The following is a 3,830-nucleotide window of genomic DNA, read 5'->3' on the forward strand; positions in this document are numbered from 1 at the left end:
GGGTGGGCAGGAACAGATCAGGTTGCGGTCCCCGGCGGCGCCGTCGATCCGGCCGACCGGCGGGAAGTACTTGTCCTGCTTGAGCGTGTGGACCGGAAAAACGGCCTGCTCACGCGGGTACTCGCGGGCCCAGTCGCTGCTGATGACGGCTGCGGCGGTGTGCGGGGAGTTGCGCAGCGGGCTGTGCTCGACGGTGAAGTCGCCGTGCGCCACCTGGTCGATCTCGGCGCGGATGGAGATCATGGCCGTGATGAAGCGGTCGATCTCGCCGATGTCCTCGGACTCGGTGGGCTCGACCATCAGGGTGCCGGCCACCGGGAACGCCAGGGTGGGGGCGTGGAAGCCGTAGTCGATCAGGCGCTTGGCGACGTCCTCGGCGGTCACGCCGGTCTTGGCCGTGAGTTCGCGCAGGTCCAGGATGCACTCGTGGGCCACGAGTCCGCCTTCGCCGGTGTAGAGCACCGGGAAGAAGTCGTTCAGGCGGGCCGCGATGTAGTTGGCGGCGAGCAGGGCCGACTTGGTGGCCTCGGTCAGGCCCTGGCCGCCCATCAGCTTCACGTAGGCCCAGGAGATCGGCAGCACGCCGGCCGAGCCGTAGCGCGATGCGGAGATCGGGGTCCCGCTTTCGCCGTTGGCCGGATCGGCGGCGTTCCCCGGCATGAACGGCGCCAGGTGGGCCTTGGCCGCGACCGGGCCGACGCCGGGGCCGCCGCCGCCGTGCGGGATGCAGAAGGTCTTGTGCAGGTTCAGGTGCGAGACGTCGCCGCCGAACAGGCCCGGCTGGGCCAGCCCGACGAGGGCGTTGAGGTTGGCGCCGTCGATGTAGACCTGGCCGCCGGCGGCGTGGATGGCGTCGCAGACCTCGCGGACGTCGGCGTCGAACACCCCGTGGGTGGAGGGGTAGGTGATCATGATCGCGGACAGCGCGTCCTTGTGCATCTCGATCTTGGCCTGCAGGTCGGCGTGGTCGATCGTGCCGTTGGCGGCGGTGGCCACAACGACAACCTTCATCCCGGCCAGCACCGCCGAGGCGGCGTTGGTGCCGTGCGCGGAGGCCGGGATCAGGCAGACATTGCGCTGGGCATCACCGCGGGAGCGGTGGTAGCCGCGGATGGCCAGCAGGCCGGCGAGCTCGCCCTGCGACCCGGCGTTGGGCTGGATGGAGACCTGGTCGTAGCCGGTGATCTCGGTCAGCTGGGACTCGAGGTCCTCAATCAGTTCGCGCCAGCCGGCGGTCTGGGATTCCGGGGCGAAGGGGTGGATGGAGGCGAACTCCGGCCAGGAGATGGCTTCCATTTCGGCCGTGGCGTTCAGCTTCATGGTGCACGAACCCAGCGGGATCATGGTGCGGTCCAGGGCCAGGTCGCGGTCCGAGAGGCGGCGGATGTAGCGCAGCAGCTGGGTCTCGGAGCGGTGCGTGTTGAAGACCGGGTGCTGCAGGTAGTCCGAAGTGCGCTCGACGGCGGCATCCAGTGCGAAGGCATCTGCGGATTCGACCACAGCGGCGCCGAAGGCTGCGACGACGTCGGCGACGATGGCCGCCGTCGTCGCCTCATCGGCGGAGATGCCGACGGTGTCCGCGTCGATGCCGCGCAGGTTGATGCCCTTGGCCTCGGCGGCGGCGATGATCTGCGCGGCTTTGCCGGGGACCGAGACGGTCACGGTGTCGAAGAAACTGGTGTGCAGCACGTCCAGGCCGGCGGCCTTCAGCGAGGCGGCGATGGTCCTGGCGTGGCCGTGGGTGGTCTCGGCGATGGCCTTCAGGCCGTCCGGGCCGTGGTAAACGGCGTAGAAGGAGGACACGATCGCCAGCAGGGCCTGCGCGGTGCAGATGTTGGAGGTGGCCTTCTCGCGGCGGATGTGCTGCTCGCGGGTCTGGAGGGCCAGGCGGTAGGCCGGGACGCCGGCGTTGTCCTTGGAGACGCCGACGAGACGGCCGGGCATGGACCGCTCGAGGCCCTTCTGGACCGCCATGTAGGCGGCGTGCGGGCCGCCGAAGAACAGCGGGACGCCGAAACGCTGCGCGGAGCCGACGGCGATGTCGGCGCCCTGCTCACCGGGAGGGGTGATGAGGGTCAGGGACAGGAGGTCCGCGGCGACCGTGACGAGGGCGCCGCGTTCCTTGGCGTCGGCGATCACGGCGGTGTGGTCAAACACGCGGCCGGAGGCGCCGGGCTGCTGCAGGACAACGCCGTTGATGACGCCCTCGGGCAGTCCCTTGGAGAGATCGGCGACCTCGACCTCGAAGCCGAGCGCCTCGGCGCGGCCCCTGACGATCGCGATGGTCTGCGGCAGGCAGTCGGCGTCGAGGACGGTCTTGCCGTCGTGCGCCGTCTTGTTCTTGTTGGCCCGGCGCATCATCAGCACGGCCTCGGCGACGGCGGTGGCTTCGTCCAGCAGCGAGGCGTTGGCAATGGGCAGGCCCACGAGGTCCTGGACCATCGTCTGGAAGTTCAGCAGCGCCTCGAGCCGGCCCTGGGAGATTTCCGGCTGGTACGGGGTGTAGGCCGTGTACCAGGCCGGGGCTTCGAGGATGTTGCGGCGGATGACGGGCGGGGTGAGGGTGTCGTAGTAGCCCTGCCCGATCATCTGGACGGCGGTTTTGTTCTTCGCGGCGAGCTTGCGCAGCTCGGCGAGGACCTCGACTTCGCTGAGCGCCTGGCCGAGGGCCAGTGCGGAGTCCTGCCGGATGACCTTCGGGACGGCCGTGTCTACGAGCGCATCGACGGTGTCGTAGCCGACAGCCTTCAGCATGGCGTCGACGTCGGCCTGGCGGCGGGCGCCGATGTGCCGGTCAACGAAGGACGTGGAGGCTGAGGTAACAGTCACAAGGAACTCCATAACTAAGGCGGCGCAGGGTACGCCACATTGATTCGGGTTCCTCCCCGCTCTGTATTGGACCTGAGAGTTTCCGCGCAGCCGTGCTCTCGCATGGCTCCGCTTGCACCGTCGGTGAGCACAGCATGTCAAAAGACAGCCTGCTACTTTCCAGAGTTGCCTTGCCGCGGCGGTACGTGGGCCTGAGAGATTCCTGGGGAGGGTTTGCTCCTACGGCGCCTGCTTGTACCTACTTGCAGAACTCTCCCGCCGCAGATCAAAGGCATATTAAATTTGCGTGACAACAGTCACAGCCCCTATTGTCCTACGCCCGGCCCGCGTCCGCAAACTAGTGACGCGCCGGTACCGCCGTCGGGAGCGTCGCGGGTTCAGCCGGCTTACCGGCGGAGCCGCTCGAGGGCAGTGAGCAGGCTTTCGACGTCGGGGCCGACCTCCGGGAGCGGACCGCCCGGGCCGCGTGCCAGCATGGCGTTGAAGTACAGCCCGTCCCCCATGTAGAGGACCGGTTTGGCCATGGCGGGGCCGACGTCGGCCGCCAGCAGTTCCAGCCAGCTCGCCTGGACCGCGGCGATCCGGCGCAGGGTTTCCTGGTGGGCCACTTCAGCCAAGCGGGTGGCGGCCACGAAGACCCGGTCCAGCGGCGTGTCCGCCCAGACCGAGGACTTGATGAAGAACGCCGCGGCGCCTTCCGGCGCGGCGGCCATGGCTGCGAGGTCCTCGGTGAGCAGCCGGTCCAGCCGTTCCAGCAGGACGGAAATCATCGCCTCCTTGTTGGGGAAGTGGTAGAGCAGCCCGCCCTTGGAGACGCCGGCGAGCCGGGCGACGGCATCCAGCGTCGCGGCACGTTCACCCTCTCCGATCAGCAGGGATTCGAAGGCGTCAAGGACGGCTTCGCGAGCGACGGGTTTTCTGGCCATGGTTCCAATCATGCCCCGCGGCGGGGGCGGGTCTTAACGGGCATTTTCTTAACTATACCGTCCAGACGGTACAGT

At 68.4% G+C, this 3,830-nt stretch carries 2 protein-coding genes and 2 riboswitches; both genes read right to left on the bottom strand.

Features of this window, described 5'->3' with window-relative positions; genetic code table 11:
• Positions 1-2,829: aminomethyl-transferring glycine dehydrogenase (gene gcvP / locus V6M45_RS02225; protein ID WP_332653709.1), on the bottom strand; the 2,829-nt coding region annotated here is incomplete at its 3' end.
• Between the two features lie 51 nt (positions 2,830-2,880).
• Positions 2,881-2,997, bottom strand: a riboswitch (glycine riboswitch).
• Position 2,998: 1 nt separating this feature from the next.
• A riboswitch (glycine riboswitch) is annotated at positions 2,999-3,097 on the bottom strand.
• 118 nt (positions 3,098-3,215) lie between these two features.
• Positions 3,216-3,755, bottom strand: a complete 540-nt coding sequence (locus V6M45_RS02230; protein ID WP_332653711.1) for a TetR/AcrR family transcriptional regulator — start codon at positions 3,753-3,755, stop codon at positions 3,216-3,218.
• Between the last annotated feature and the right edge of the window lie 75 nt (positions 3,756-3,830).

Source organism: Brevundimonas sp. (assembly GCF_036676055.1).
Classification (GTDB): domain Bacteria; phylum Pseudomonadota; class Alphaproteobacteria; order Caulobacterales; family Caulobacteraceae; genus Brevundimonas.